Below are 26,149 nucleotides of genomic sequence, written 5' to 3' on the forward strand. Positions count from 1 at the left end.
TATTACTATAAATAACATTGCTGCAAAACTATTTTACTAATGATTTATATTTATTTTTATCTATTATATTGTACACATATCTGCTATAGAAAATTTATTTTGAAAAGTTATAATTTTCTATTTTATAATTATAATTGAAATATATTTTTAATAAAAATTAAGAATACTTATAAAACATATCTATAAAATAATTAAGTTTATAAAAATAATCATATAAAACAAAATTATATTTAATACTAGTATTAAATATAATAACAACTATTTTAATCTGCTGTATTCTATAATATCAATATTAATATTATCATAAATAAAACTTTTTAGCTTATTTGAATTAAATAAAGTTTTATCTACTTCCGGGAAAAATCTATCGCAGTTATAATTTTTGTTTATGTGAGTAAGATATATTATATCAGCATAATCTAATGCTTTTTTGTATATGGATTCTCCGCCTATAATAAATATTTGATTATGCTTTTCTAATAATAATTTAGACAAAGCATTTTCAAATGAAGTATCAAAAAAAAGATTATCATATTGAAATTCATTGTTTATACTAGAAGATATAACAATATTCTTTCTTTTTGGGAGAGGTTTACACCCTAAAGACTCAAAAGTTACACGCCCCATAATAACAGGATATCCAGTAGTGGTGCTTCTAAAAAACTGCATATCTTCTTTAATATGTCCCCAAGGCATAACTCCATTCAAACCTATACCATTTTTTGAATCGACCGCAGCAATTAATGAAACTATCAAACAGCTACCTCCCCTTTTATAGTTGGGTAATATTTATACCCTTCTAGCCTAAAATCTTCATAAACATGACTGAATATATTAGGACGGTTTTCTATAAATAATTCTGTAGTATTCTCATAAGGCTCTCTTGAAAGCTGAAGTTTTACCTGTTCTATATGATTATTATAAATATGAGCATCACCAAAAGTCATGATGAGTTCTGAAGCATGAAGTCCGCTATGCATAGCCAAAAGCCTTGTAAGTATAGCATAAGAACTTATATTAAAAGGAACACCCAAAAATAAATCGGCAGAACGCTGATATAAATGTGCTATAATACCTCCTTTATTATTAACAGAAAACTGACACATCATATGACAAGGAGGAAGATGCATTTTATCAATCTCCCCTACATTCCAAGCATTTAAAATATTTCTTCTGCTTGTAGGATTATTTCGTAATGTATTTACTATATTTGATATCTGATCTATTTTATTTCCTTCTTTAGTTTCCCAAGCTCTCCACTGTTTACCGTATACAGGTCCAAGCTCTCCCATATCATCTGCCCATTCGTCCCATATATGCACATTGTTTTCAAGTAAAAATTTTATATTAGTAGAACCTTGTAAAAACCATAATAATTCTATAATAACACCTTTCATAAATACTCTTTTTGTAGTTATAATAGGTATTTTATTCCCTTCAAATTTAAATCTTAATTGAGGAGCGAATATTCTTCTTGTACCAACTCCAGTTCTGTCTAAAGTTTCCTCGCCTTCTTCCAATACTTTTTTTAATAATTCTAAATAGTTTTTCATACAAAATCCTAGTTTATAAGTTCTGATTGATTATATTTATAATAGGAAATAATTATACATGTTTAATAGATTTAATCAATATATATAAAATAACATGTTATTATTAAGCAAGAGCAATTAAAACCTCCTGCTTAATAATAATTATACAAATTAAGTTTATTTTGATTTAGAAGATATTATTCTTATTATTTCAAGTGTTGTTTGTAAACTTTTATGAAATGAAGATATAGGCAAAAACTCATATATAGAGTGGAAATTATGAGCACCTGTAAAATAATTAGGCGTTAAAAGCCCCTTAACTGATAATGCAGAACCATCTGTACCGCCACGCATTGATATAGTTTTAGGTTCTATATTAAGATTTTTCATAGCCTCATAAATAACATCTATAGGAAGTCTATCATCTTTAATAGAATCTGAAATATTAGCGTACACATCTTCTATAGTTAATGATATTTTTGCTCTAGGTTCTAATTTCTGATATTTTTCAACTGCTTCTTTTATTTTGTTTTTTTTCTGTTCATAAAGTTCTTTGCTGTGATCTCTTATATTAAGCTTTAATGATGCATTTCTTTGATTTCCGCTTATTCCCTGAACCCAAATATAGCCTTCTTTTTTCTCGGTACATTCAGGAGTAGATTTTCTGTCAAACTCATTAGCTATATCTATGGCTATAAGTATAGGATTCACCAAAACACCCTTAGCACTCATAGGGTGAGCAGTTACTCCCTCTATATCTATAGAAGCACTTCCAGCATTAAATGTTTCATATACAACCTCCCCTATCTCACAGGAATCTATAGTATAAGCAAAATCAGGCTTAAACACATTCAAATCCAATGCCTTAGAACCAATTAATCCTATTTCTTCATCTGGTACAAAAGCTATATGTATATCACCATGCTCAATGTTATTATCTTTTATATATTTTAATGCTGACATAACTGTAGCTATTGCCGCCTTATTATCAGCACCTAATACACTAGTACCATCAGAAAATATAATATCATCATTAATGTATTTTTTTATTTCAGGGTGTTCTGAAACCCTAAACATTATATTTTTTTCTTTATTTAAACATAAATCATTGCCTTCAAATTTTAGTATCTGAGGGTGAACATCTCCTGTAAGTCCAACATCCACGGTATCAAGATGAGCAACAAAACCTATAGAATGTATATTATCTTTATTTTTTTCAAGCAAAGCTGTAACTATAGCGTTATCATTTACAATTACATCTTTTAATCCCAAAGCCTTTAAATCCTCTGCTAGTACTTTAGCAAGTTTCCTCTGACCTTCTGAACTTGGAATTGTATTCGCTCCTGCAACACTCTGACTTGGTATTGAAGCATATTTAAAAAAGCTATCTATTTGAAATTTTTTAATATCATCATTTAACATATTGATTTTACCTCTTATTTATAAATTTATAATTTGAAATATTTTAATTAACTGGCGGATACACATAACCGCTGTTAAAACCTATAGGTATATTTAATGCCCAGAATATATAAAGCATTATCATAAGCACAACAAGCAAACCTATACTAAATGGAAGCATCATAGAAGATAATGTTCCTACACCTGTTTTTTTACAATATTTCTGACAATAAGATATTATCAAGGGATAAAAAGCAAACATCGGAGTAACAACATTAATAGCCGAATCGCTAACTCTAAATGCTGCCTGAGTAAGTTCTGGAGATATACCTACAGCCATAAGCATTGGAACAAATATAGGTGCTAATATAGCCCATTTTGATGAAGCTGAAGTTATTAACAAATTCAATATAGCTGTAAGCAAAGTTATACCTGCTATAGTTATTTGAGGAGCCATATTTAATGATTTGAGAAATTCGGCACCTGCTATGGCTATTAATGTACCTACATTAGAGTTACCGAAAACATATAAGAATTGAGCACAGAAAAATGAGAAAGTTAAAAATGAAGCTAAGTTCTTAACACTTCCAGCCATAGCCAAACTAAAATCTTTTGTTGTTTTAAATTTATTAGTGAGTTTGCCATATATATATCCGGGTATAACCAAAAATAAGAAAAGTATAGGTACTATTGCCTGCATAACTGGAGCATCTGGAGTTGTCAAGCTGCCATTTGGAGATCTTAGTAAAGACGTCTTAGGTACAAGCAGAACTATCAAAATGATAAACATAAATATCAAAACTGCAAATGCTATTTTAAAAGCCCTGTTTTCTTCTTTTGTTATTGAAGAAATACTAGTGTCTTCCGGCATAACTCCTTCATCAATAGGCATAGTTTTCCATAAGAAAGGCTCTACTATTTTATCAGTAATAAACCAGCATACCAAAATAACCGCAAACGTAGATGATACGCTTAAAAAATAATTGCATAAAACATTAACAGTATATGTAGGGTCTATAAGCCTTGCTGCTCCTTGAGTAAATCCCTGCATTATAGGGTCTATTGTAGAAGGGGTATAGCTTGCAGAAAAACCTCCTGCAAGTCCTGCAAATGATGCTGCAATTCCTGCCAAAGGATGTCTTCCCACAGCAAAAAACATTACAGAAGCTATAGGCATCAATATAACATAAGAAGAATCTGAAGTTATATGGCTTACTACAGATATAAATATTATAGCTGGTGCTATTGCTTTTTTGGGTATTATTGCTAGTAGTTTAATAAGTATCATTCTAATAAATCCGCTGCCCTCTGCTGCTCCTATACCTAGTGTAGCAACAACAGTAATTCCTAAAGGAGGAAAGCTCACAAAATTAGCTGTCATTTTAGTTATAAATTTAGTAAGCTCTGAAGGTGCAAGCATATTTATAATCTTTATCTGCTCGCCTGTTGTAGGGTGAAAATAATTAAAAGTAAAATGAGATAATATCCATGATACTATCAGCATTATAAAAAATGCTATTAAAAATAAAATAGTTATGTCTGGAAGTTTATTACCTACTGCCTCAATAATATTCAAAAAACTTTCAAACTTATTAGATTTTTTTACTGCCTTCCCATCACTTTGCATAAAAAACTCCTATTAAATAAAAAATATTTCTGTTATCATTTAGAAAAATAATTTTACAATATTTATTTTATAAAAATTATTTCTTAATACTAATTCATATAAAAAGCAATAAAAAATAATTGCCCGTATACATAAAAAATAGTTTTAGAATAAAAAACTGTAAATAAAAAAATAATTTCTAAAAATAAACAGACTTAAATATTATATAATAAAAAAGATATTCATCAATACATATTATAAAAATAAAAAATAATAACTATAATTTAACCAATTAAAATAAAAGATACAAAGCATAAACATAATATTTTTATTTTATAATTTTTATTACGATATTATAGAGTATATCATATTAAAGAGGTATATATGCACAAACTTTATATATTTACATTGTTGATTTTATCAGCACTTTTATTTTCATGCCATAAAAAAGAAATAATAAGTACAGAAAAAGGAGTTGTAGATTATAGATTTATCGGCACTTGGGAATTTATTAATGCAACAAATAAAGAAAAGTATACATTCTTTAACAATAATAAAATAGTCTACAGCAATAATGACAAAAATACGCCAGATAATAATAAAGTTTATACATATGAATGGAAAAAAGAAGGAGATAATTATTATTATAGATTATGGGATAATGAACTAGATAACTGGTCAGATTTTCCTATAAAATATATTAATACAAATACAATAAAAATATACTCTGACTTCTTTAAAAAATCATACATTTAACATATAATAATAAAAATACTATTAATGGAATTTCTGAAAAGTGGACTTATTAGTTATTATATTTTTTATAATTATTATCATTATATTTATTTTAATGTTTGGGATATTATTTTTTGTTTCTGGAATAAGTAAAATTGTAGATTTAATATCTATGATTATATTTAGAAATCATGAAGACTGTCCGTTTTGCAATTGTAAAAATTCTATGAGAATAATAAAAACTTCAAACGGATATAAAAAAGTATGCAGCAAATGTAAATACTCAATAGAAATAAAAGATGATAATACTAATGAGGAAAAAAAAGATGAGTAAAAAAATTGCGAGGGGAGGGAATCGAACCCTCATGCCTAGGGCGCTAGATCCTAAGTCTAGTGCGTCTGCCAGTTCCGCCACCCTCGCTTAATTTTTATTTGTATATTATACATTATATATTTTTTTTTGCAAGAAGTGTTATATGACTAAAATTCAAAAAATTAACAAATTTTTAAATAAAGTGAAAAAATTTCTGGTTGAAGACATATATTTCATAGATCAAAACACATTTAACCCTATACAAAAGTTTTTAGTAAACACATATAGGGTCATCACATTTGCTATTACAGACTTTTTCAAAGATGACTGCACCATAAGAGCTGCTGCTTTAACATATTTGGTAACATTATCATTCATACCAGCATTGATAGTTGGATTATTTATATTGAGAATTTTTAATATATATCAAAACATATTTCTTGTTATATTTGATTGGATGGAAAAAAATGCACCTTTTTATGAACCTATGGTAAGGCAGATATTAAATATAGCTGATAATACCAATTTGGCAAGTTTCGGCATTATTGGTATTATATCAACTATAGTAAGTACAGCATTAATACTCCATAGCATACAAAAATCTTTAATAAAAATATGGCGTGTAAAAATAACTACTTCAATACCTAGAGTTGTAGCTAATTATATAGCTTTACTTTTCTTAATTCCCATATTAATTGGTATATCATTTACATTAATAACTTATACCTCTATAAACTTACATAATCTTCCAGCATTAATAAAAATACTCTTATCTTGGGTTACTCCTATAATATCAACTTCTATATTAATATTATTTTCTTATGTATTAGTTCCGCAGACAAAAGTAAATTGGTCTAATGCTGCTATATCTTCTATATTGGTAGCTATAGCAATAATAACACTTTTCAGCGTATATTTTAAACTTAATATAGATGTAAAAAATTATAAACAAATATTTGACAGCGACAGATATAAAATTGAATACATTGTAAAAGAAATTAATACCGAAGCTACAGAAAATACTATAAATAATAAAAATAATTACTACTATAATGATACATTAAATGAAAATATAATAACCAATGAAACCGCCGCAACTAATGAAAACATACTGCAAAAAAATCAAAAAATTGATGTTGAAAATATTACTAGCATAAAAATAGAAAGAATAAGTTATGTTATTATGGAAAATGTAGGAAATGGAATAAGCGGAATAACCTATGAAAAAAAACCTATAGAAACGAATATGCTTGATTTTAAAAGTTTTTCACCGAATGTAGGAGAACAGCTTGTAAAATATAATTTTAGAATAGATGATGTAGTTACCATAAACAGCGAAAATAATATGCTCACGAGTATCAGCCCAGCAGAATTATCATCAGCAAGTTCTTTTGCTCAAATACCAGTACTATTATTGCTTTTATATATAGTTTGGATTATTATATTATTTGGTGCTGAGCTCACCTACTCTATACAATACTTCAGATCTTACGGAATTGACAAAAGTAATATAAGATTATCATTTGCAGAAAAAGAAGCTATAGCATTAGAATTTATGTATATAGTAACTTACAGGTTTATTAATAGGAAAAAAGCTATAACTATGTATGAACTTGCAAAAGAATTAAGAACAGCCCCAAATACAATAACAGAAATATCCAATGCTTTAGAAAAATCTATGTTTGTAATAAAAATAGTTAATGGCTCAAATATTTCATACTCTTTAGGCTCTCAGCCTGAATCCATTACTATAGGAGATATTTTATATTCTTTAAGAATGGATGGAGGATTCAGAAGCAAGAATATAAACTCTAGTGATAAATATAAAAGTATGATATATAAAAATAAGGCAATATCAATTAAAGATTATAATACAAATTTACTGCATTTAGTTTATTATAAAAATAAAAAATAAAGCACATATATAAATATGTGCCGTTATAATAAATTTAAAAATATATATTATTTTATTTTAGCTATAAATATATTTTCTATTTTTTCAACTTTTTCTATAGCTTCAATTATAGTGTTTATGCTGACATCTTTAAGTACATACATAAAATATCCGTTTCTTTCAATACTTTTTTCAATATTAATATCATAAAAAGCCTCATTAAATGCAAGCAAATTATTATTATTTGATGTAAATCTCACATAAAAAGTCTCATTTTTATCTTTAAAATCTTTTAGTTTGACATTTTTATTCTCATTAACAAAACCAAGTATAGGCACTCTAAGTTCATCAGTAATAAGACTGTTTCTAGCCAAAGTAACAGCATCAGAAACTATAGCACTGCTTGTAGGTCTTCCGCCTGCACCTGAACCATAAAATACTGTGTCTCCAGAACGATCACCTACGACTGTTATAGCATTAAAAGCATAATCTACCTTTGAAAGCATATTACTATCATTGAGCAGTGTAGGTATTACGTATATATAAGCATTATCATTTTCATCTAAAGCTGCCTCTGCTATCAACTTAATAGTAAAACCAAGCTCAGATGCAAATACAATATCATCTAATATAATATTCCTTATTCCTCTAATAAATATCCTATCAAAACTTATAACATTGCAAAAAGCAATAGAAGAAAGTATACAAAGTTTATGAGCAGTATCTATTCCGTCAATATCAAATGTAGGGTCAGCCTCAGCATACCCCTTTTCCTGAGCATCTTTAAGCACAACATTGAAATCTAAATTATTTTTAGTCATGTTTGTTAATATATAATTACAAGTACCATTCAATATTCCGTAAACTCCCTCCATTCTGTCAGAAACCAAACTCTCTTTCATAGCTTTTATTATAGGTATAGCACCAGCAACAGATGCTTCAAATGCTATGTCAGTTTTTCTGTTTTTTATAAGCTCTCCAAAGCAGTTGGCAAGTAATGCCTTATTTGCTGTAACAACTGGTTTTTTTATTTTCATTAATAGTTCTTTAGCAGTATCCATACCGCCTAAAACCTCTATTACTATATCAATATCATCATCATTTAATATATCATTCAAATCTTTAGTTTTTATTTCTACTTTATCCAAAAATTTATCATTTTGTACTTTGTCAATATTTCTGCTAAAAATGGTTTTTACGGTTAATTTTATTCTAGTTCTGTTTTCCATTATAGAATTATTCTCAATGATAGTTTTTACTGTATCCTTACCTACATGCCCATAACCTGCTACTGCCACTTTAAATTCTTTTTTTTTGTCCATTTTTAACTCCTTAAAATTTGATTAAATATAAATTTGTTTTAATAAAATTAACCTTAATTATTACAAAAGTTAGTAATATTATATTTTTATGATTTCTAAAAATGATATTACTGTATTAAGTTATATTATAACATCTATTGAATAATTTTACAAGGAAATTTATGATTTTTTCAATGTTAATATTAATAATTCAATATAAAGTTAAATAGTAAAAACATATGTTAGATTGATACAAAAATATATTAGAATATATTGATAGTAGAATTATAGATATTGATTTCGTTATTAATTTATGTTATAATGTATCCAGTTTAATTAATTATATGGAGGTAAATTATGCCACGTGTTATAAATAACGATTGTGTAGCTTGCGGTTCTTGTAAACCAGAATGTGCATTTGATGCTATTAGCGAAGGAGATATCTACGTGATTGACCCAGACAAATGTACTGACTGTGGTGCTTGCGAGCCAGTTTGCCCAAGCAATGCTATTCATCAAGCTTAATAGCTTAACGGCATAGTGTGGGGCGGGTTTCTTTTATTGATTCCTGCCCTATTTTTATATTGTATACCTATAAGGAATAATATTGATAAAAAATACTCAGGCATTTATACTATCATACAATCAATATAAAACTTCATCTATAATAGCTTCTTTTTTAACTAATAACTCTATAATTCAGGCGATATGCTATAAAGCAAAAAAATCTTCAAAATCATTCGGTTCTGATTTGGAAAGCATTTCAAAATTAAATATAAACATATACGAAAAAAAACAGCCTCAATTATCTATATTAAAAGAATCAAGTATTACAAAAAATTATTCATCATTAGAAAAATCAATATATTCATCACTTCTAGTATTTTATATTAGGGAAGTACTGCTATACTGTGCAAGAGATTTTGATGAAAGATATTTTATTTTGATGGAAAAATCTTTAAATGCATTGGAAGAATTAGAAGAAGCTGAAAGTTTAAAAGATGATGATAAAATAAAAAAAATGTATATCAATATTTTAATGAGAGCATTTGAGATGAAAACTCTCCATATAGCTGGAATATCACCTCATTTGGACAGATGTATATTATGCGAAAATAATAATGCATCATTTTACTCTATAACAGAAGGAGGACTTATATGCTCGAAATGCAAAGCAATTATAAAAGATGCATTTGAAATAACAGAAGATGATAAAAATTTTATGAGAATTATAAAGCACACATCATTAATAGATATAGTAAACAGTAAAAATATCATTAACTTGTATAATAATTCAATAGGCAATGTAAGAGATATAATGAACAAATCATTATTTTATCACATAAACAGAAATATAAAAAGTAAAAAAGTATTAGAAGAAATTTTATTTTTTTAATATATTAAATATTTCTTTAGTATTATTAGCTATATAAACAGCATTTTTAAACTCGTCATCATTTCCAAATCCATAACGTACAGCAATAGAATCAATACCTACATTTTTAGCGGCATCTATATCATCTATTCTATCGCCTATCATAACAGTTTTATCTTTTTCAAAATTTTCTTTTTCTAATGCTTCTTTCAATACATCTAATTTATTTTTTATTTTTCCGCCTAAAATAGGAGCATAAAATCCAGTAAAAAATTTCTCCATTCCAAAATGTTCTATTATTCTTAAAGCAGATTCTTTTGGTTTGGCAGTTGCTAAAAATACTTTATAATTATTTTCTGAAAGATTTTTTAGCAAATCATATATGCCGTCATAAAGAGAACAATTAAAAAGCCCATTATTGCCATTATAATCTTCTCTATAAAACTTTATAAACTCAAGAGATAATTTTTCATCATCATAACAATAATTTCTAAAACTAGCATCTAAAGGAGGACCTATAAATTTTCTTAATGTTTCACTATCTGGAATATCTATATCTAAATTACATGTTTCATTAATTTTTTTTATACCATACAAAATACCATTCATTATTCCCAAAGAAGAATCAATAATCGTTCCGTCAAGATCAAACAATATATTATAATATTTACTCATTTTTTATTACCACACATAAACAACTATTTAGAAACAAAAATATAACCTGAAGCAGGTATTATTTCAAAATCTTCTTTAGTTTTTTCTTTTATAGCTTTAAATAACAAATTAAGCCCCAAACTATCGCTTGACATATGACCAGCACAAATAACATTTATATAATGTTTTTTGCATTCATCTAAAAGTCTGTCAGATATATTCATAACTATAATAGTAGAAATACCCGCTTTAGAAAGAGCATCTATCATAGCAGAGTCAAATGAAGCTCCTCCAGTCATATCAACAATAATGCTGCCGACTTTAGATTTATTAGTTCCATTAAATATTTTAGGAGGATTATAACGCTTAGCGGATATTTTATATTCTTCTATCGTGTATAAAATATCAATTATATCTGATAATGTATTAGGATTTTCTAATTTCATTTTTTCAGTTAAAAAACTCTCTACAAAATTATCAGCAACCGTATGCATACACATATAATTAAGTTTAAGAAGTTTAGCAGTTTCAACATCTCTATAATGATTGGCTCCGTATACAGAACGGCTTACCTCATTAAGCCTTTTATTAGTTAAAGCCTCAGATACATTTATAGGCACATTATGCAAAGCATTTTTTTCAGCCTGCATTTCTATAACATCATAAAAATTAACAAAACCATAACCATTAGGGTGATGAGTTATAACCAAATCTATATAGGCATTTTTTTCATTAAGTCTGTCAGCAAGTAAAAGCTCTGAAGTCTGCATATCTATACCGCAGAAAATTTTTTTTATATCTTTATCCTCTGCAATATTAAGAACTCTTGTATCAGCATAAGGATTAAATATTGTGTCTTTATCAAAATATTCTTTTTTATTTTCATCTAAATTATTATAAATATCTTTTGTATTTTCAAGCTCTTTTTCTACGCATTCTCTGCCTCTAGGGTCAGCATCAATGCCGCATTCAACAGCAGCCATATATAATTCATTTATTTTTAAAGACATATATTTTTTAACCTCTTATTTAAGATTATTCATCATCTTCATTTTTTTTACTATCATTTTTAGGTTCGCCTCTATATTTTTCTGTTTGTATCATTCCGCCTTCTTCAAAGAAAGTAATAGACTTATAACTTTGTCTTATTGTAAACTCAGCACTTCCTATAACTAATTTAACTCCCGGAAGCATCTCTTTACCAGCACTAACTGTAGATTCTACTTTTTCTACTTCTATATCCTGATTTAATGCTTCTCTTTCCAAAACTACCTCTTCTCTTCTGCTGTTTGCTTGTGCTAACTGATCTTTATAACTCTGAAGCTGTTCTTTTTTCTCATCATCAAGTTTTTTGAGTTTAGCGGCCTGTTCAAGAGATTTAATATTTCTTTCTGTTTCTTCTATAGAATTGTCTAATTCTTCTTTTTCTTTATCCAAATCATCAATAGCACGTCTTTTAGCAGGAGATATGCCTGTTTCTATCAATGTTACAGCACCAGCCTGAGAACCCAAAACTTTACCATTAACTTCTCTTAAGGCTCTTAATCTTCCTCCGCTTGCAGAAGCTCTTTTACCTATAAGTATAATTCTATTATCTGCATCAATATTTGAATTAAGTATTGCTTCAGTAACAACTACATTGTTTCCAGCCTGAACATTAGAGAACTGTATAAACTTAGCAATAACATCGCCGCCTGCTTTTACAGAGCTATTTTCATTACCCTGAATGCCAAGTTTAACCATAATATCACCCTTAGCCTCAAGATCGCATTTTCCAACAGTACCATGTACATCAATATTACCCTCTGCTTTTATAGAATAATTATCGCTTACACTTCCTTTAACAACAACACTTCCAATAAAATTGATATTTCCAGTTTCAGGTCCAACATCTCCAGAAACCTCAAATATAGGCTCAACATTAAGTGATTTTCCTCTAAGTACCACCTGTCCGTTTATAGATGATATTATATATTCTCCGTCATCAGACATTTCAACATTATCACCTAATATTTCTTTTATATCAATATCTTTTCCGCTTTTAGTTTCTATTTTTACTCCAAGTACAGTTCTTCCTACCTCACCGTCAGTTGCTGGTATTTTTCTAGCCAATTTCTGACCCTGTTCAACATTTTCTACTATACTTAAATCCTTGTAGTCAATACTTTGATCCTCTCCTATATATTTAGGTATAACCTTTTTATTAACATTAACTAAATATTCAACTTTAGCATTCTTACCATTTACTGGAGGACGTCCTTCAGCTGCAAGTATAGGTATATTAAAAGTACCATCTTCTAAGCACTTAACAACATTTTCTTCCTGAAATCCAAAAGTAATACCGTTGTTTTCCATTATCTCTTTTACGTCCTGTAAATCCATTTCTCTTCCGCCCTTATTAGGTTTTGTTACAGTAACATAAGCACGCATTTTATCATCACTAATGCTATAACTAATCTTAGCATTATTTCCAGATCTTCCAACGTCCCATTCAGCAACTTTGGCATATTGTCCAGTCTGCTCATGAAGCATTTTTTTAGCCAAATGAGAATCATATTCTTTTATTCCGGCATCTATTAACTTGCCTTCCAAAGCAGTCATATCTTCAATTCTTTTTCCATCAGCAACAGGAGGATTAACTTTCAAAAATACTCCGTCTCTTTTTACCCTTACAATTATTTCCGTATCTTTATTAAATACTACTTTTTCTTGATTATAATCCTGCACATTTCCAACAGTATAATCAGAACCAACAGCAAGACCTATATTAGACTTATCATAAGTAATATGAGTATATCTTACCAAAAATGGTTTAGCCCCTATATTAAAGAATCCTTTGCTTCCCTCTTCCAAAACCTTATAACTTAATTCATAAATCGGACATTGAAATATAGCAGCAGCCTCCTGCATACCGCGTTCTAAAGACGCTACAGATAATTCAACAGAACGTGTATTTTTATTATTATAAACTTCTTTGTAAAAATCGCTTTGCAATATTTTTCTTTTTAACTCATTCATAAAAATCACCTATTTTTATAATAATTGTTTTTTTATTTCTGAAAGACTATATCTTAATTGCTGTATAGCTTTTGTATGCAGCTGAGATATTCTGCTCTCTGATACTTCTAAAACTTTTCCAATCTCTTTTAATGTAAGATCATCATAATAATATAATATAAGCACCTGCTTTTCTTTTTCTGGAAGTTTTTTCAAAGCAGCTACTATTTTATTTTTTACATCTTCTCTTTCGGCCAAATATTCCGGATTAGTTTTATCATTAGATTTTAATGTATCTATTACAGATATTTCATCAGAATCATCACCAACATACCAAACATCGCTAAGTGAAGTAGGAGAAGCCTCTATATATCTTTTCATAGTTTCATTATATTTGCTTATAGGTATTCCAAGCATATCTGCTATCTCCTGAGGCTTTATATTTCTGCTTAATCTTGCCTCTAATATTTCTCTTGCCTTCTCTATTTCTTTAACATCTTTACGTATAGACCTAGGAAGATAATCCAACTTTCTAAGTTCATCATATATAGCTCCTCTAATTCTAGTAACAGCATATGTTTTGAACTTAATATCTCTATTAGGGTTATATTTATCAATAGCGTCCATAAGTCCGAAAGATCCGAAACCTACCAAATCCTGAAATTCTATATGTTTATGAGAACCCATATTAACAGATATTTTGCTTGCAACATACTTTACCAATGGAGAATATTTAATAATTAAAGCTTCTCTTATATAAGGTGACTGCGTATTTTTAAACTCCTGCCAATATTCCTGTTCATTGTCATTAGTAATATTTGGTATTTTACCTTTTTCTTTTTTGTTCATCTTCATAATATTCACTCTAGTTATTAATTTTTTACTATATAATTTTTCTAAATAATTTCTTATTTATTATTATCTATATTTATCTTTGTATAATTATTATCACAGCCTTAGTAACTTTTCAGGCATTTTTATCAGAACTTCGTGTCTTTAAACTCCTGCCAATACTCCTCTCTATTCTAATCAGCAATATTTGGTATTTTATTTTTACCTTTCATAATATTCACCCTAACTATTAAATTTTTATTTTAACATATTTTACTTATCATCTTTTTCATCTTTGGCTATCATTGTTCTAACAGCTTTAGCCACTTTTTCTGGGTCTTCTCTAACCTCTCTTTCCATCTCTTCACTTGTAACCTTTTTATCAGGGAACATGCTGCTGCTTGAAGTATAGCTTGCAGTACTAGGCTTACTGAATACTATATCTCCAATATCATCTCCTGAACTTTGATAAGTTGGCTTATTAGCAGTTTTATCAGTATTTAAAGGTTTTGGAGATGATGTATCCAAGTTCAAATCTGGAGTAAAAGGAATATTATCATTATCAGCAGATGTATTATTAGTACTATTATCATCTATAGCATTATAGTCTATATCCATATTAGAATTAGTATCTGCTTCATCTATCACATCACCTAAATATTTTTTCAATATTGTACCCAATAAAAACAATATGACAATAGTTATAATAGCTGAAAAAATTGCTTTTAATAAAGAAATATCAATTCTATTTTTATAAGAAACTGATAATATAAGCGTTATAACAAAAGAAAGTCCAGCTATAATTGATGCTAATTTTCCAAAATTAGATGAAAAATATTGTTTTACTTTTTCAACTATATTATTCATAAATTACCTCTAAGTATTAATTTATTACTAATTTTTATTTTTTACTAACAAAGGATAAAAGAGATTCCATAAATCCGCCCAAACCTTTTACTTCTCTGTCATCATCATATTCCATATCAACTATTTTTTTAGCAATATTATATATAGACATAGAGGCATGACATTTATTATCATATTGATAAAAAGGAAGCTGCTGAGACACTGCATAAGGAATAGTTTTATCTTCCAAAATATGACCTAAATATTTTACATCCATATCCAAATATTTTTTGCTCGTCATAATAATTTTATCTCCAACTTCTTTACCTTCAGAAGCCTTTGTAACTCTATTAACCAATATTTTTATATCAGCATTAGAATTTTCAGGGGCTATAGATTTTATTACACCATAAGCATCAAGTATAGCAGTAAGTTCTGGAGTTGTAACAACAATACTTTCATCTGATGATAATAAAAAATATAAAACTGTATCAGATATTCCAGCACCTGTATCTACTATAATGATATCAGCATCATTTAAAGAATCCATACTATTAACCAATTTAGTTAAAGCTCTTCCAGAAAGATTTGCAAGAGAAGAGAATCCTGAAGCTCCTGCAATATACCTTATGCCGTAATCAGTTTCAAGCACAACCTCATGAAGTTTTTTTACCCCTTTTATAACATGGTAAAGATTATACTCCGGCATATTACCAAGTATAACATTAACATTTCCAAGTCCAAGATCAGCGTCTATTAAAAGCACATTCTGACCCAATTCCTGCAATGCTATGGATAGATTAATAGCTATATTAGTTTTGCCTACGCCGCCTTTGCCGCTGGCTATGCTTATTATACGCTGAGGGCGTTTATCTTTTACGCCCATCATCTTTCTTAATTCATCTGCTTGATCTTTCATAATATATACTTAATTTCCTGTTTTTATAATTATCTTTATTTTGAAGAACCAAATAATCCTTCCATTATTTTATAACCATATTTCTTAGCTGTAGATATATCTTTAGGAACTCCCTGACCATGTGTTATATAGGTAATAGGCAGTTTCTTTCTTGTAATAGCACAAATTGAAGAAGCCAAATAATCAGTTTCATCAACTTTTGTAAGTATTACTCCCTTATAATTAGTAGGCTTAAAACCATTAAGTATTTTTACAGCATCTTTATATTTAGCAGTGGCACTCATAACAAGCTGAATATCCATGTCAAATCTTCCAACTGTAGTGAAATATTTTGACATAGCAACTATTTCTTCAGCACTTTTTGGAGAACGTCCCATAGTATCAATAAATAAAAGCGATGAATTATCCATCTTTCTAATTTCTGCCCTTAAAGCCTCTGGGGTACTTGCACTAGTAAATGGAACTTTCATAATACTAGCATATCTTTGCAGCTGGTCAACTGCTGCTATTCTATAATTATCTATTGTAACAAAAGAAACTTTTTTTCCAGATTTCATATGCTGAGCTGCTATTTTAGGTATAGTTGTTGTTTTTCCAACTCCTGTAGGTCCTACAAATACTATAATTTTCTTTTTGGCTCCTACATCTATACCATTAGCTAATATTAATTTGTCAGAAAAATATTTTTCAACCTCCTCTCTAATTACATCTTTAGACTGAAAAAATCTTGCATTACTTGAAGTTAATAAATATTCTCTTAATTCTAAAAGCACTTCCTCTGGAAACTCTCTGTCTCTTAAATAATTAAAACTCTCCTCCATTCCGTCAGCAGGACTATTATCAGAGCTTTCATCATTATTATTATAATCATCAGAAATTTCATCAGTATCTTCAAAATAATCTCTAATGTTAGTTTTCTTTTCTTTATGTTCTCTAGTGAGATTATTTTCTTCTCTGTATTCTTTTATTTCTTCTATGGCATTATTAATTTCTTCATCTTCAGTATCTGTAAATGCATTTTTATTATTAGAAGAATTACTATTATTTTGAGAACTATATTTATTTTTATTAATATTTGGTAAACTTCCTTCCAAATATTCTTTTACCATATCTCTTATCTGCTCTTGAACTAATTTTTTTACATTTTCATCTATAGCATTAGCAGCATTAACCGAATTATTATTATGATTATTTGAAGTGTTAATATGATTAGGTATAACATTGCTATTAAAATTATTCATATTGCTGTTCATACCATTCATAAAACTATTATTAGCAAAATTACTATAATTATTTATTGGAGAAAAACTATTATTTGTATTATAGTCAGAAAGTATTGAACCTTTTACATTAGTAAATGTAGAAGATGAAAAATTAGAATATGGAGAATTATTAAAATGAGGCAATGGAGTAAAATTATCTGTGCTATTATTATTTATCTCTCTAGCAGATATATTTTCATTTTTTTCTTCGATATATGAATGATTATTGCTTTCCAAAGTTTCATTAACAAGTTCTTCGTTGATACTACTAATACCATCTCTGCTGTCATCATCAAAACTGTCAGAATGAACAGATTGAGAAGAAGAGTTTAAACTATTTTTTATAGCTGAAGAACTGCTTGTTCTATTGGCATTTCTTTCTCTTGAAGCCTCTTTTAAAGCCTTAGTTACTGCAACTATTCTATCAGCCATTTCGCTTGCATCAATAGTTTCAGTTGTATGCTTTTTCATCTCTATTCTGTCGCTTAGAAGTTTGCTTCTATGCATATCATCATCTTCTGTACTGCTGTCATAAGAATTTTTTTCTTCTGAATTATTTTTTCTATCATATATAGAGTTATTAAGCATTATTCTAAGTTCATGCTCTGTTTTCATTCCAAGACCTAAGAAACCGCCTACTTTGACATCTTTGCTTGTCAGTATAACAAAATTTCCGCCGTATTCCACTCTAGCTTTGGCAAAGGCGTCAGTTTTATCCTTCCCTCTTATAGTACGTATATCTACCATAGTATAACTCCTCTAATCATCTTAAAAACTCCTCGATTATAAATATTTATATCTTAATAATTTATCTTAATTTTTTATTAATATTGTTCTAATATACCAATAGAAACTTCAAACTCTTTTTTAATCATACCAAATATGTTTTTTCTTTTACTTTCTCTAACACTGATAATAAAGTAACTTTCGCCATATTTATCTCTGGCTTGTTTTTCAATTTCTTCCCTATTTTTACCAAAAATTTTTATAGTTTTCATTGTTTTACTCCAAATAATTATATTTATATCTTAAAAATACTCTTTTACAGAGCTTTGTATTTTATTATTTTATACTAGCAACTCCCTGTACATTATACCCCTGTGCTATTTCGGTAGTTGCTATGACCTTATACTTACCAATATTTTTGGCTATAAATTGATATAAAGGTCTTCTTATGATAGGAGAAGTTAAAAATACTATATCATCAACTCCAGAATCACTAACAAGTTTAACAGCATCTTTTATATTTTTAATCAAGTTCTGCATACTTTCAAAACTCATAGCTATCATTTGAGAGCCTTGTAAATTTCCAGTATTTGCAAGGTTTTGAGCTATATTATTTTGCAATTGCTGACTTAAAGTGATAACTCTAATATTTCTGTCTTGGTCTGCAACCATCTGTGATATTTGAGATGCAAGTCTGCTTCTTACAAGTTCAGTAGCCTGTTCGCTTCCCATAATAGATATAGCATCAGCAACACCCTCTAATATAGCAACACTGTTTCTGATAGGCACTTCCTCCTGAAGAAGATTCTGCAACACTTTTTGTATATAACCAAGAGGACTTTCATTATGAGGTTTAGCAGCAAGTACTTCGGATACAAGAGCTTTATGGTCATCTTTAATAAGATCGAGCATATTCTGTACCTCTTCACGTCCGATAAGAAGATTAGCATTTCTTTTAATAGTTTCGCTAAAGTGGGTAGCAATAACTGATGTAGGCTGAAACAGCATAAATCCTTTTTTCTCAGCCATATCTTTTTCATCAACTTTAATCCAATAAGCTGGAAGCCCAAATGCAGGCTCTCTTACTTTCTCACAATCTGGTGAAGGTCCGTCTGGAGAATTTGCATTCAAAGCTAAAAGCATATTAGGACGTACGAATCCTTTAGCCATCTCTGTACCATTAATACTTACAGTATATTCGTCTGGCTCTATTACACTATTATCTACAATACGTACTGGAGGTACAACCAATCCCACTTCCAAAGCAAGCTCTCTACGTATCTGACTTATTCTGTTAATTAAATCTCCGCCCTCAGACTCTAATGCCAAAGGTATGAGCGAAGCACCAACAGAAAGTTCTATCTTTTCCACTTTTAAGAAAGGAGTAACATCTAAAGGACCTTGATGCACCTGCTCTCCTGCATCTGTTTTTGTACCGTCTTCATTAAGTCCAAGCTCCTGCTGTTCTTTTTTCAAAGCATAACCTGCTAAAAATAATGCTAATGCTATAACAAACAAAGCTATCTTTGGAAAACCCGGTAAAAGCATTAAAAAGAAAGCAAAACCAGCACCTATAAATAAGTTTTTAGGTTTAGCAAAAATCTGCACTGCAATTTGAGTAGACAAATTATCTTCGCTGCTGCTTCTGGTTACTAATAAACCAGTAGCAAAACTCATAAAGAAAGAAGGTATCTGACTTACCAAACCATCACCTACTGTAAAGCGTGTATAAGCATTAACAGCTTGAGCAAAAGGCTCTCCTCTCATAGTCATTCCTATGATGAGTCCGCCTACTATATTTATAACTGTGATTATGATACCTGCTATAACGTCTCCTTGTACAAACTTTGAAGCACCGTCCATAGTACCGTAAAAATCACTCTCTCCTCTGATCTTTTTTCTCTTCTCTTCTGCCTCTTTATCAGTAATAGCACCAGCCTGAAGTTCGCTTTCAACAGCCATCATTTTTGAAGGCATACTATCTAATGCAAATCTTGCTGCTACTTCTGATACCCTTGTAGCACCTTTAGTGATAACTACAAACTGTACTATAATAAGTATGATAAATATTACCACACCCACAACTATATTTCCGCCTACTACAAAATCAGCAAATGATGTGATAACTTTACCATTAAAATTAGCACCCTCTGTAAGAATAGCTCTTGTAGTGGATACGTTTAGAGCAAGTCTGAAAGCTGTCATAACAAGAAGTACAGAAGGAAATACACTGAAATCATTGGCACTTTTTATACTAAGCACCATAAGTAATATTAATAATGATACTATAATATTTACTATAAGCAAAAAGTCTAATACAAAGGAAGGTAATGGTATAATGAGCATCATTATTACCATAACCGCACCTACAGCAAACATTATATCGCTGTGTCTGCTCATATTAGCAGGCAGTTTTATATTATCTAATATTGATTTAGCACCATTCATTGTTGCCACTTTTTATTCCTCCTATATAGCCCTTGCCATTTTTTCATTACGTATTCTATATACTTCGCCAAGTATTCTTGAAACAACATGGAACAGTTTTTCTGGTATATACTGCCCTATTTCAACATTAAAATATAATTCACGGGCTAAAGGTTTATTCTCTACTATTTGTACATCATTTTCTTTAGCTATTTCTTTTATTCTTAAAGCTATATGATCCGCTCCCTTAGCTGTTACTACTGGAGCATAATCGCCATTTTCATATTTTAAAGCAACTGCAAAGTGAGTCGGGTTTGTAATAACTACATCAGCCTCTGGTACAGCTTTAAGCATCGTTCTGCTTACAATCTTTCTAGCCATATCCTGCAATTGACTTTTTACCAAAGGATCTCCTTCCATCTCTTTGAACTCTTCTTTCATCTCATGCTTTGTCATTTTCAAGCTGTTAATATACTGCCTTCTTTGAAAGAAATAGTCGAAAGCAGATACTATTATCATAAATACTATTACCTTAGCAAGCATCTCCAAAACTATAAAAAAGAAAAGATGCATAGCCTGAGGAAGCTCCATATTAGTCATATTAAATAGTTCAGTGCTTTTTCCATATATGGTAGTAAAAGTAAGAAATGATATAACTACCATTTTAAACAAAATTTTTGCCAAGTTCATTAAGTTTTGTGAAGAAACAAATACCCTCTCTTTAAAGTTTGACCAAGTAGGAGCTATTCTTTTAAAATTAGGTTTTAATTTTTTAGTCGTAAATAGGAATTTAGTTTGTGCTAGATTAATACCCACACCTACAACCAAAGCTACTGCCAAAACTATACCTGCAGTTTTTGCTATTAAAACTACTATCTCCAAAAACATATCCGGCAGAGACAATACATTCATAGTGGCGTCTGCTGTTGATATTTTATTTAATATTGTCATAAAGAATTTAGACACTGTATCAGTTAAATATGTTGTAAGAAGTGCTATTACTGCTATTGTAACTGCTAAAACAAGAGTTTGATTTATTTCTGCAGAGTTTACGACACGTCCTTCTTCTTCTCTTGCTTTTCTTTTCTTTCTCTCTGTAGGAAGCTCTGTTCTGCCTTCATCTTCAGGAGATGCAAATAATGTTAACACATAGCCTTTTTTTGTAATACGTAAATATTTTCTGTATAGCTTGGCTTTAAATATTATTAATAGTTCAAGTACGGAAGATATTATATTTTTCATATAGTACCTCCCGATAAGAAAGTTATTATATTATTAACATCTGATATAGTATATTCTAATATTCTCATAAAGTTAGAAACAAGTACTGGTATTAGTATATAATAAGAAACAATACCAACTCCTATTTGCATAGGAAAACCTAACATTAAAATATTCATCTGAGGAGCTGCTTTTGCCAACAAACCCAAACTTAGCGATAATAAAAATAAAGTAAGCATTATAGGCAAAGCAAGTGAAAGAGCTATAGAAAATAATGAACTCATATAATATATCATTCTATCTATAACACCATTAAATGATGAAGCAAATACAGCCTTTGAGGCATCACTTAATACCGGCATAGCTTTGAAGCTGTAAAATAAAGTTCTAACCACCCAGCTTGGTCCGTCTATAGCTATAAATATTAATACCACTACCAAAGACTGAAGCTGACCTAATACTGGAACTGTAACCTGTGATATTGGGTCAACTGTTTCTGATATACCAAATCCCATTTGAACCTCAAAGAAATTTGCCATAACCTGATAAGCAGCAAATATAATAGACATTAAAAATCCTATTAATATTCCAATAAGTGCTTCATTAAGAAGTGTTAAAAAATATTCCATAAAAGTAGGAGCAGCCTGAACAGATATATCAGCGACCAAAGGAAATATTGTAGCTGTGGCTATAAAAGCAAGTGCCATTTTTATACTATTAGGAATAACATTAGATGAGAATAAAGGAGCTACCATAAGTATAGCTATAAACCTTACCATGATGAGCAGGTAAATCTGGAAAAAATTAACAAAATTATCCATTCTTTATTCCTATTATTCCTAACCTATTATAAATATTTATTATCTAGCTATACTAGGAAGTATGCTAAATAGTCTTACAGTAAAAGCACTTGTATAATTAAGCATCCAAGAAGCAAGCATATATATAACAGCAAGCATCGCTATCATCTTTGGAACAAATGTTAAAGTTTGCTCCTGAATACTTGTAGTAGCCTGAAGTATAGAAATTATCAAACCTACTATTATTGATACGCCCAAAACAGGAGCAGAAAGAAGCATAAAAACCCATAATGTTTCCTGCACCAAAACAATAATTGAAGTATCACTCATAAAAATTCCTTAAAATAAATTAACTATATAAAAACCAAATACTTTTTTATAATTATTGGAAACTTTGAACTATTTGAAGTATTAATAGTTTCCAGCCATCAACTGCCACAAACAAAATTATCTTTAAAGGTAAAGATATCATAATAGGCGGAAGCATTATCATACCCATAGCCATAAGTATAGAAGCAACAACCAAGTCTATAACAATAAATGGTATAAATAAATATATTCCCATTTTGAATGCTATAGTAAGCTCATTTATTATAAATGCAGGCACTACTACTATAGTGGGTATTCTATTCAAATCATCTACAGTCTGAATATCTCTAAGCCTTATATTAGTATCACTTATACTTAGAAATAAATCCAAACTCTTCATACCGTTTTCACCTCTTAAAGAGTTAAACATAAACATTCTTATAGGCTGTATGCCTCTGCTGTATAATTCATTGACACCTATAGATCCGTTTAAATACGGCTGCAGTGCCTCATTATTGACCTGAGTTAATGTAGGCATCATTATAAAAAATGTAAGGAATAGCGAAAGCCCCATTATCAATGCTCTTGGCGGGGTTTCCTGTAAAGACAATGCCCTTTGTACGAAACTTAATACTATTGAAACTCTTATAAAACTTGTTGTCATTATTATAATAGACGGAGATAAAGACAATATTGTTAAAAGAAATAATATTTGAAGACCTAAACTTACCTGCTGCGGAGTCTGAGCCTGAGTTACATTAAGTCCTATTGTAGGTATTGGTATTTGAGTATTATTCTGAGCGTAAGCTGCTGCAGGTATAAGTAAACATAATACCAAAACTACCATAAGAAACTTTCGCATTTGAGAACTCCAACTTTATAAATTTTTTTCCTAATATTTTTTCTTCTAAAAACGATAATCTTTACGACTTGAATAAAGTTAACATATTATTCTAAAATAGTCAAGTATTATGTTAACTAATTTGCAATCAACTCAATAAAAATTAAATCTCATACTAAAAGCAAAATAACATTTACAGTATCAATACACTATATATAAAATTTATTTATAGTGTTATTTTAAATAAAAAGCCCCATAATATAACAATTGTAATAAATTCCATTTATACAAAAAAAACTTTTTATTTCTCCTTCTATCTCAAAACCCGCTTTTTTATACAGTTTTAACGCTCTTTCATTATCAGTTCTTACAGTTAATTCTATTTTTTTTATAGAATTAAGCCGGCAGTAATAAATAGCGTGATTTATAAGTTCAGAAGCTATGCCTCTTGACCAATAATCCTTTAATACAGCTATACCAAGGTCTGCCCTATGCTTTATTCTAACTTTATTAACGCCTTTTAAATTACATATTCCTACAATTTTACCGCTAATTTCGTATAAAAACATTTTTTCTAATGTTAAATGCTGTATGCTTTGAAGAAATTCCTCCTCTCTTTTTACATTTAGCTGTCTTTCTTCAGAACCAGAAACTAAAAAATCTGTTTCATCAGAGACTTTTTTTATATATTCTATAATATCCTGAGCATCTTCTATATGTGCTTCACGTATATTATTCATAATATATTACCTGCATATTATTATCGGATTTTATTATGTAAACTATAATATGATAACTTATTTTTCTTTTTTTGCAATTTATTTTAATAGTTTTTTATTTTTTTTATTATACATTTTACACTATAATTGTTATATTAGTTATATGAATAATAATTATCAAGGATAAAATATTTATATATGATAAAAAAATTAACATATATTCTTATTTTTTTGGCATATTCTATTGCCTTGTTTTCTGAAACGGATTTTAATATTGATGATAGTATAATTACTAAAATATTAAGCGGAAAGGTTTACACTTTAGATAATTTAGCAAAGAACAGCATTACAATTATTTTTGATGATAATAAAATAAGCGGAAAATCAACTATCAATACATACAGTGCTTCATACCGTATAATAGGAGATAATATAGAAATTAACGATATATCAGCTTCAAAAATGAACGGGCCTCAAAATTTAATGAAAGAAGAGGAAGAATATTTACAATTACTTTCAGAAGCTCATAATTTAGAAATAAAAGGTAATATTTTAAAAATAAAAACTAATACTGATAAAGAATTAATATTTAAAGAAGTAATAGAATTATCTTCAAATTATCTTAAAGGTAAAGAATTTGTATTAAAAAATTCATCTGATGAATTAAATATCACTATTGGTTTTACCAAAAATTATATCTACGGTTATAATAATAGAGATAAATATTTCTCTGCTTACACTATTAGTGATGATAGAATTTTAATAAAAGATATAAAAACAGAAAGTACTGAAGAAACAGCTAATGATAAATATATAAATTTGTTAGGAAGTATATCTAAAATATCATTAGAAGGAGATGAACTCATATTAACAACCAAAGATAAAGAAAAGTTAATATACAAGATGAAGTCTTAATTTTTTATTTGATTTTATAAACAAAGCAATTATTCATTATTATCAGACTCCTAACACTATTATTGATGGGCTTGTGATTTTTCTTAATCATAAGCCCATTACTTTTTACTTAATCACTTAAATATAATTAAAAACTTATAATAGACTTGTTTCAAAACTCAATTTCTTAATACTTATAGTTTTTTAATTTAGTATTTTTTTTCATTGTAGTTGGGACTTTGATACGAACCAAACACCACTTCTTTTGTAACGCTGTCTGCATATTTATATACTAAAATAATAATTTATACAACATATAAAACATTATATTCGTAGTCTTAAAATTAAATAATTTTTATAATTAATCTCGTTAAGAATTTTAAAACAAGTATAATATACTGATTTTAATTTAATCAGCTAAATATATTTTACTGTTTCTTTTTATTAATGTTATATATAGTATAGCTACAAACGTCATTTGTTGCGCTCTTAAGATATATATACAAACCCATTACTTTTTCACTCTATGAATAATATAATTTCATA

Annotated in this window: 25 protein-coding genes and 1 tRNA gene; 6 read left to right on the forward strand and 20 right to left on the reverse strand. The window is 28.8% G+C overall.

Features of this window, described 5'->3' with window-relative positions; translation table 11 throughout:
- Nucleotides 1-258 precede the first annotated feature (258 nt).
- The 4 genes from BMUR_RS00840 to BMUR_RS00855 form a co-directional block, all read right to left on the reverse strand.
- Nucleotides 259-756 (reverse strand): dihydrofolate reductase, encoded by a 498-nt coding sequence (locus BMUR_RS00840; protein ID WP_013112702.1) that lies wholly within the window; start codon nt 754-756, stop codon nt 259-261.
- Nucleotides 753-1,553 carry a thymidylate synthase gene (locus BMUR_RS00845; protein ID WP_013112703.1) on the reverse strand — a complete coding sequence of 267 codons (801 nt, stop codon included), beginning with the start codon at nt 1,551-1,553 and terminating at the stop codon, nt 753-755. Before BMUR_RS00845 ends, BMUR_RS00840 begins: the two co-directional genes overlap by 4 nt.
- A gap of 156 nt (nt 1,554-1,709) precedes the next feature.
- Complete coding sequence (gene pepT / locus BMUR_RS00850) at nt 1,710-2,954, reverse strand: peptidase T (protein ID WP_013112704.1); 1,245 nt, start codon at nt 2,952-2,954, stop codon at nt 1,710-1,712.
- 43 nt (nt 2,955-2,997) lie between these two features.
- Complete coding sequence (locus tag BMUR_RS00855; RefSeq protein WP_013112705.1) at nt 2,998-4,560, reverse strand: AbgT family transporter; 1,563 nt, start codon at nt 4,558-4,560, stop codon at nt 2,998-3,000.
- 363 nt (nt 4,561-4,923) lie between these two features.
- Between BMUR_RS00855 and BMUR_RS00860 the strand changes: the two genes are divergently transcribed.
- Both BMUR_RS00860 and BMUR_RS00865 read left to right on the forward strand, forming a co-directional pair.
- Nucleotides 4,924-5,295: a hypothetical protein gene (locus tag BMUR_RS00860; protein WP_013112706.1), complete on the forward strand. Its 372-nt coding sequence runs from the start codon at nt 4,924-4,926 to the stop codon at nt 5,293-5,295.
- 40 nt (nt 5,296-5,335) lie between these two features.
- A complete protein-coding gene (locus tag BMUR_RS00865) occupies nt 5,336-5,608 on the forward strand; it encodes a hypothetical protein (RefSeq protein WP_013112707.1) in 273 nt (90 codons plus the stop codon).
- A 6-nt stretch (nt 5,609-5,614) separates the two neighbouring features.
- Here BMUR_RS00865 and BMUR_RS00870 read toward each other — a convergent pair.
- Nucleotides 5,615-5,695, reverse strand: a tRNA-Leu gene (locus BMUR_RS00870).
- A gap of 55 nt (nt 5,696-5,750) precedes the next feature.
- Here BMUR_RS00870 and BMUR_RS14300 point away from each other — a divergent pair.
- Nucleotides 5,751-7,502 (forward strand): YihY/virulence factor BrkB family protein, encoded by a 1,752-nt coding sequence (locus tag BMUR_RS14300; RefSeq protein WP_013112708.1) that lies wholly within the window; start codon nt 5,751-5,753, stop codon nt 7,500-7,502.
- Nucleotides 7,503-7,549: 47 nt separating this feature from the next.
- Here the strand turns inward: BMUR_RS14300 and BMUR_RS00880 are convergent, their stop codons facing one another.
- Complete coding sequence (locus BMUR_RS00880) at nt 7,550-8,803, reverse strand: homoserine dehydrogenase (protein WP_013112709.1); 1,254 nt, start codon at nt 8,801-8,803, stop codon at nt 7,550-7,552.
- Nucleotides 8,804-9,139: 336 nt separating this feature from the next.
- Here BMUR_RS00880 and BMUR_RS00885 point away from each other — a divergent pair, with 336 nt between their 5' ends.
- Together BMUR_RS00885 and recO are read left to right on the forward strand one after the other, a co-directional pair.
- Nucleotides 9,140-9,307 (forward strand): DUF362 domain-containing protein, encoded by a 168-nt coding sequence (locus BMUR_RS00885; RefSeq protein ID WP_013112710.1) that lies wholly within the window; start codon nt 9,140-9,142, stop codon nt 9,305-9,307.
- Nucleotides 9,308-9,389: 82 nt separating this feature from the next.
- On the forward strand, nt 9,390-10,178 hold the full coding sequence (gene recO, locus BMUR_RS00890; protein ID WP_013112711.1) for a DNA repair protein RecO: 789 nt from the start codon (nt 9,390-9,392) through the stop codon (nt 10,176-10,178).
- On the opposite strand, the gene BMUR_RS00895 is transcribed toward recO, so the two are convergent.
- The 14 genes from BMUR_RS00895 to BMUR_RS00955 form a co-directional block, all read right to left on the reverse strand.
- Nucleotides 10,167-10,832, reverse strand: a complete 666-nt coding sequence (locus BMUR_RS00895; protein WP_013112712.1) for an HAD-IA family hydrolase — start codon at nt 10,830-10,832, stop codon at nt 10,167-10,169. The genes recO and BMUR_RS00895 overlap by 12 nt on opposite strands.
- 23 nt (nt 10,833-10,855) lie before the next feature.
- Nucleotides 10,856-11,821, reverse strand: coding sequence for a hypothetical protein (locus BMUR_RS00900; RefSeq protein WP_013112713.1), 966 nt, complete (start codon nt 11,819-11,821; stop codon nt 10,856-10,858).
- A 25-nt stretch (nt 11,822-11,846) separates the two neighbouring features.
- The gene (locus tag BMUR_RS00905; protein ID WP_013112714.1) at nt 11,847-13,829 is read right to left on the reverse strand and encodes a FapA family protein; all 1,983 of its coding nucleotides are present in this window, start codon (nt 13,827-13,829) and stop codon (nt 11,847-11,849) included.
- A gap of 15 nt (nt 13,830-13,844) precedes the next feature.
- Nucleotides 13,845-14,663: an RNA polymerase sigma factor WhiG gene (whiG, locus tag BMUR_RS00910; protein ID WP_013112715.1), complete on the reverse strand. Its 819-nt coding sequence runs from the start codon at nt 14,661-14,663 to the stop codon at nt 13,845-13,847.
- Nucleotides 14,664-14,912: 249 nt separating this feature from the next.
- Entirely contained in the window at nt 14,913-15,506 is a 594-nt protein-coding gene (locus tag BMUR_RS00915) for a hypothetical protein (protein WP_013112716.1), read from the reverse strand.
- A gap of 34 nt (nt 15,507-15,540) precedes the next feature.
- Entirely contained in the window at nt 15,541-16,404 is an 864-nt protein-coding gene (locus BMUR_RS00920; protein WP_013112717.1) for a MinD/ParA family protein, read from the reverse strand.
- 35 nt (nt 16,405-16,439) lie between these two features.
- Nucleotides 16,440-18,413: a flagellar biosynthesis regulator FlhF gene (locus BMUR_RS00925; RefSeq protein ID WP_013112718.1), complete on the reverse strand. Its 1,974-nt coding sequence runs from the start codon at nt 18,411-18,413 to the stop codon at nt 16,440-16,442.
- A gap of 77 nt (nt 18,414-18,490) precedes the next feature.
- Nucleotides 18,491-18,664 carry a hypothetical protein gene (locus BMUR_RS14705; RefSeq protein WP_008725115.1) on the reverse strand — a complete coding sequence of 58 codons (174 nt, stop codon included), beginning with the start codon at nt 18,662-18,664 and terminating at the stop codon, nt 18,491-18,493.
- 64 nt (nt 18,665-18,728) lie between these two features.
- Nucleotides 18,729-20,840 carry a flagellar biosynthesis protein FlhA gene (locus BMUR_RS00930; RefSeq protein ID WP_041749963.1) on the reverse strand — a complete coding sequence of 704 codons (2,112 nt, stop codon included), beginning with the start codon at nt 20,838-20,840 and terminating at the stop codon, nt 18,729-18,731.
- Between the two features lie 21 nt (nt 20,841-20,861).
- Nucleotides 20,862-22,061 carry a flagellar biosynthesis protein FlhB gene (gene flhB / locus BMUR_RS00935; protein ID WP_013112720.1) on the reverse strand — a complete coding sequence of 400 codons (1,200 nt, stop codon included), beginning with the start codon at nt 22,059-22,061 and terminating at the stop codon, nt 20,862-20,864.
- Nucleotides 22,058-22,861 carry a flagellar biosynthetic protein FliR gene (fliR, locus tag BMUR_RS00940; RefSeq protein WP_013112721.1) on the reverse strand — a complete coding sequence of 268 codons (804 nt, stop codon included), beginning with the start codon at nt 22,859-22,861 and terminating at the stop codon, nt 22,058-22,060. Before fliR ends, flhB begins: the two co-directional genes overlap by 4 nt.
- A gap of 39 nt (nt 22,862-22,900) precedes the next feature.
- A complete protein-coding gene (gene fliQ / locus BMUR_RS00945; protein ID WP_012669897.1) occupies nt 22,901-23,170 on the reverse strand; it encodes a flagellar biosynthesis protein FliQ in 270 nt (89 codons plus the stop codon).
- 52 nt (nt 23,171-23,222) lie between these two features.
- On the reverse strand, nt 23,223-24,011 hold the full coding sequence (gene fliP / locus BMUR_RS00950; RefSeq protein ID WP_013112722.1) for a flagellar type III secretion system pore protein FliP: 789 nt from the start codon (nt 24,009-24,011) through the stop codon (nt 23,223-23,225).
- Nucleotides 24,012-24,229: 218 nt separating this feature from the next.
- Entirely contained in the window at nt 24,230-24,730 is a 501-nt protein-coding gene (locus BMUR_RS00955; RefSeq protein ID WP_013112723.1) for a GNAT family N-acetyltransferase, read from the reverse strand.
- Between the two features lie 177 nt (nt 24,731-24,907).
- On the opposite strand from BMUR_RS00955, the gene BMUR_RS00960 reads away from it, so the two are divergent.
- Complete coding sequence (locus BMUR_RS00960) at nt 24,908-25,624, forward strand: META domain-containing protein (protein ID WP_013112724.1); 717 nt, start codon at nt 24,908-24,910, stop codon at nt 25,622-25,624.
- Nucleotides 25,625-26,149 lie beyond the last annotated feature (525 nt).

Source organism: Brachyspira murdochii DSM 12563, assembly GCF_000092845.1.
Lineage (GTDB): Bacteria > Spirochaetota > Brachyspiria > Brachyspirales > Brachyspiraceae > Brachyspira > Brachyspira murdochii.

What these genes read in the sequence shown, in the direction of transcription:
- BMUR_RS00845 (WP_013112703.1), bottom strand. Translation starts at nt 1,553, where the DNA reads ATGAAAAACTATTTAGAATTATTAAAAAAAGTATTGGAAGAAGGCGAG.
- pepT (WP_013112704.1), bottom strand. Translation starts at nt 2,954, where the DNA reads ATGTTAAATGATGATATTAAAAAATTTCAAATAGATAGCTTTTTTAAA.
- BMUR_RS00855 (WP_013112705.1), bottom strand. Translation starts at nt 4,560, where the DNA reads ATGCAAAGTGATGGGAAGGCAGTAAAAAAATCTAATAAGTTTGAAAGT.
- BMUR_RS00860 (WP_013112706.1), top strand. Translation starts at nt 4,924, where the DNA reads ATGCACAAACTTTATATATTTACATTGTTGATTTTATCAGCACTTTTA.
- BMUR_RS14300 (WP_013112708.1), top strand. Translation starts at nt 5,751, where the DNA reads ATGACTAAAATTCAAAAAATTAACAAATTTTTAAATAAAGTGAAAAAA.
- BMUR_RS00880 (WP_013112709.1), bottom strand. Translation starts at nt 8,803, where the DNA reads ATGGACAAAAAAAAAGAATTTAAAGTGGCAGTAGCAGGTTATGGGCAT.
- BMUR_RS00885 (WP_013112710.1), top strand. Translation starts at nt 9,140, where the DNA reads ATGCCACGTGTTATAAATAACGATTGTGTAGCTTGCGGTTCTTGTAAA.
- BMUR_RS00895 (WP_013112712.1), bottom strand. Translation starts at nt 10,832, where the DNA reads ATGAGTAAATATTATAATATATTGTTTGATCTTGACGGAACGATTATT.
- BMUR_RS00900 (WP_013112713.1), bottom strand. Translation starts at nt 11,821, where the DNA reads ATGTCTTTAAAAATAAATGAATTATATATGGCTGCTGTTGAATGCGGC.
- BMUR_RS00905 (WP_013112714.1), bottom strand. Translation starts at nt 13,829, where the DNA reads ATGAATGAGTTAAAAAGAAAAATATTGCAAAGCGATTTTTACAAAGAA.
- whiG (WP_013112715.1), bottom strand. Translation starts at nt 14,663, where the DNA reads ATGAAGATGAACAAAAAAGAAAAAGGTAAAATACCAAATATTACTAAT.
- BMUR_RS00915 (WP_013112716.1), bottom strand. Translation starts at nt 15,506, where the DNA reads ATGAATAATATAGTTGAAAAAGTAAAACAATATTTTTCATCTAATTTT.
- BMUR_RS00920 (WP_013112717.1), bottom strand. Translation starts at nt 16,404, where the DNA reads ATGAAAGATCAAGCAGATGAATTAAGAAAGATGATGGGCGTAAAAGAT.
- BMUR_RS00925 (WP_013112718.1), bottom strand. Translation starts at nt 18,413, where the DNA reads ATGGTAGATATACGTACTATAAGAGGGAAGGATAAAACTGACGCCTTT.
- BMUR_RS14705 (WP_008725115.1), bottom strand. Translation starts at nt 18,664, where the DNA reads ATGAAAACTATAAAAATTTTTGGTAAAAATAGGGAAGAAATTGAAAAA.
- BMUR_RS00930 (WP_041749963.1), bottom strand. Translation starts at nt 20,840, where the DNA reads ATGAATGGTGCTAAATCAATATTAGATAATATAAAACTGCCTGCTAAT.
- flhB (WP_013112720.1), bottom strand. Translation starts at nt 22,061, where the DNA reads ATGAAAAATATAATATCTTCCGTACTTGAACTATTAATAATATTTAAA.
- fliR (WP_013112721.1), bottom strand. Translation starts at nt 22,861, where the DNA reads ATGGATAATTTTGTTAATTTTTTCCAGATTTACCTGCTCATCATGGTA.
- fliQ (WP_012669897.1), bottom strand. Translation starts at nt 23,170, where the DNA reads ATGAGTGATACTTCAATTATTGTTTTGGTGCAGGAAACATTATGGGTT.
- fliP (WP_013112722.1), bottom strand. Translation starts at nt 24,011, where the DNA reads ATGCGAAAGTTTCTTATGGTAGTTTTGGTATTATGTTTACTTATACCT.
- BMUR_RS00955 (WP_013112723.1), bottom strand. Translation starts at nt 24,730, where the DNA reads ATGAATAATATACGTGAAGCACATATAGAAGATGCTCAGGATATTATA.
- BMUR_RS00960 (WP_013112724.1), top strand. Translation starts at nt 24,908, where the DNA reads ATGATAAAAAAATTAACATATATTCTTATTTTTTTGGCATATTCTATT.